The organism is Bacillus cereus, assembly GCF_002564555.1.
Classification (GTDB): domain Bacteria; phylum Bacillota; class Bacilli; order Bacillales; family Bacillaceae_G; genus Bacillus_A; species Bacillus_A cereus_K.
On the sequence record NZ_NUVD01000065.1, the window covers coordinates 1 to 3,101 of the forward strand.

Consider the following 3,101-nt stretch of genomic DNA (forward strand, 5'->3'; position numbering starts at 1 on the left):
GCTCTTATTTTATGTTGTTCATACAGTTCTTTTAAACGTGGTTCTAATCGGAAATCTAAATCATTTGTTAGCATCTATAAGTGCCCCCTTTTCTTATCATATAAATAGTCATTCTATTTTTACTCTTAAAATTTTCTACAAATAACTATTACGTTCCTTTTTTAAAGTCAAACATAATAAATTTGTAACAAAATTCTTTAAGAGCGCTATGTTTTTATATGATTTTTTCATATAAAAAGGGATACTGAGGATAACATTCATGGATGAAGATACTCGTCATGTTGTAAATCTTGGTGAGTGTAAAAAAGTGCATGCCTATAAAGAATCGTTTTATAATAAAGATTGATAGTATTTTATACACACTATCAACTTATTTAGACGTAAGATCCAATATATTAGATTAAGCGCTTGAAAAACAAATACAGTTGATGAGATAGTCTTAAACGACAATTCCCAACAAGAACAATGTACATTGACTATGATAATTTAGACCGAATTTTGTGAAACAGTATACAACACAAAGGGAAGAGGCGATAAACATGCAGTCAACGGAAGCGCATATGAAGGAAAAACAACGTAGAGAAAAAATAGAAATAATATTCAGTCACACGGTAAAAGGAGAGAGTTATTTTCACGGTTCTTCTTATAAATGGAAAAACATTGTATATCAAAATTATAATAGAATACAACAAAAAGAGTTGGAAATTGAACAAATTATTTCGGAAATGGAAAATGAAGGGGTTCGTTTCGCGCAGCATCGTTCACTCATACACTATCCCGTCATTGATTTTGTAAAATATATAGCTAAGATTTATAAGGAGCCCCTCGAAATACAATAATCATATTTAAAATAAACCTTTATAAAAGGTTTATTTCCGAAGATTTTTAACTAAAACCCCAAAGAATAGAGATGCTTGAGAAATTAATGGGTAGAATGTTTAATCGTGGAGAAAAGAAACATAAGGAACATTTTCAAAAGGACGGAAAAGCGATTAATGAAAAGGTTCGTTTATACGCAAAAGTTGGAAAGGCTTTAATTGAAGCAAAAGAATTAGAACAAGACCCATTTGAATCTTTACAATCTATCATTTCATGGGAACAATTTGTACAATCAGTAGAACAGGCAGAAGAATTAGCTAGACCAGCAGAGTTTGACTATTTAGATCTGCTAGATAATCATTATGGGCATTTTCGGAAGTTTGCACCTAGATTATTAAGAACTTATGTATTTAAAGCCTCTAAAGCGAGTCATACTTTATTTCAGGCCCTAGCGATGTTGAAAGAAAGAAATAAACGAAACAGGAAAAAGAAAAATCCCTGAAACAGCTCCAATGGATTTTCTCAAATCGAAGTGGTTCAAGCATGTGATTAAAGAAAATGGTATTGATCGTCATTACTATGAGTTCGGTATCTTTTCAGAATTATGTAATCATCTTCGTTCTGGAGACATGTGGGTCGTAGGAAGTAGACAATATAAGGATTTTGAAGAATATCTTTTACCTCAAGAAAAATGGAAAGAATTAAAGGGGAAAAACCAAGTTCCACTAACAATCTCAACCAACATAGATCAGTATTTACAAGAACGATTTGAGTTAATGGGAGAGCAACTCTCTAAGGTAAATCATTTAATTCAAAATCAATTGTTGCCAGATGTTGAAATCTATGCAAATAAAATACAAATTGCATCTTTAAAGAAAATGATTCCAGATGAGGTCGAAGATCTAACTAGACTTATTTATAGTGTATTACCGCGTATTAAATTAACAGAACTATTGGTAGAAGTAGATAGCTGGACACATTTTAGCAAACATTTTGTTCATCTTCATACCCAAACTGAGCCAAAGGATAAATCCGTATTATTCGCAGCTATTTTGGCTGATGGAATTAATCTTGGTCTTTCCAAAATGGCAGATGCATGTCCAAATATATCATATGCACAATTAGCTTGGATATCGGATTGGTATATAAGGGATGAAAATTACTCCAAAGCTCTTGGAGCAATCACTGATTTTCAGCATAAATACCCGTTCTCTTCTCATTGGGGAGATGGTTCGACTTCATCTTCTGATGGACAATTCTTTAGAGCTGGTGGTCAGTCTAGTCCGTTAGCACAAGTAAATGCTAAACATGGTAGGGATCCAGGATTAAGTTTTTATACACATATCTCAGATCAATACGCTCCATTTTATGTACAAGTTATTAGTTCTTCAGAAGAAGCGCCACATATTATTGATGGCCTATTGTATCATGAAATTGAAGAACATTATACGGATGCAGCAGGCTTCGTAGATCATGTTTTTGTCATGTGTCACATGTTAGGATTTCGATTCGCACCTAGAATTAAAACGTTTAGTAAAAATAAAATTTATACTTTTGAAAAGCCCTTAAATCAACCGCATCTAGAATTTATGATTGGTGGAACAATTCATACAAAGAAAATAAGAGAAAATTGGGATGACTTATTACGATTAACTAGCTCTGTTCGTAATGGAACAGTCACAGCTTCTCTTATTCTCAAAAAGCTTGCGGCCTATCCAAGGCAGAATAGCTTATCAGTAACTTTGCGTGAGATAGGAAGGATTGAAAGAACTTTATATACATTAGAATGGTTGCAGAGTCCTGAGCTTAGAAGACGTGTACAAGTTGGTTTAAATAAAGGTGAAGCAAAACATGCACTTGCTCGAGCTGTATTTTTCAATCGATTAGGAGAAATTCGTAATCGTTCTTATGAGGACCAACTACATAGAGCAAGTGGTTTGCAACTTCTTATTTCAGCAATTGTATTATGGAATACGGTATATATATCACGTGCAGTGGATGCTTTGCGTGCAAAAGGAGTGCACATTCCAGAAGAATATTTACAACATATATCTCCACTTGGATGGGAACATATTACGTTGACAGGTGATTATGTTTGGAACTTAAATCAAAAAACAAATTTCGATAATTTAAGACCATTACGAGACAAAAACACCACCAAAAAGCAGTAAAATAAATAACCGGTTCCTTAACGCACAAGGTACCGGTTAATTTGTGTCCCAAATGTATCTAAACGTACAATTTTCTTTTTTTGGTATGGTGACCCCATGCCCATCAACTTA

The 3,101-nt window shown here is 33.4% G+C and carries 1 protein-coding gene and 2 pseudogenes; 2 read left to right on the forward strand and 1 reads right to left on the reverse strand.

The genetic code is table 11. The features are described from left to right. Positions 1-74 (reverse strand): annotated as a pseudogene (locus COI75_RS17285) (acyl-ACP desaturase); the annotation flags it as partial. A gap of 465 nt (positions 75-539) precedes the next feature. On the opposite strand from COI75_RS17285, the gene COI75_RS17290 reads away from it, so the two are divergent. After that, complete coding sequence (locus COI75_RS17290; protein ID WP_001192001.1) at positions 540-839, forward strand: hypothetical protein; 300 nt, start codon at positions 540-542, stop codon at positions 837-839. 50 nt (positions 840-889) lie between these two features. After that, positions 890-2,990: pseudogene (locus COI75_RS17295) on the forward strand (Tn3 family transposase); the annotation flags it as partial. Positions 2,991-3,101 lie beyond the last annotated feature (111 nt).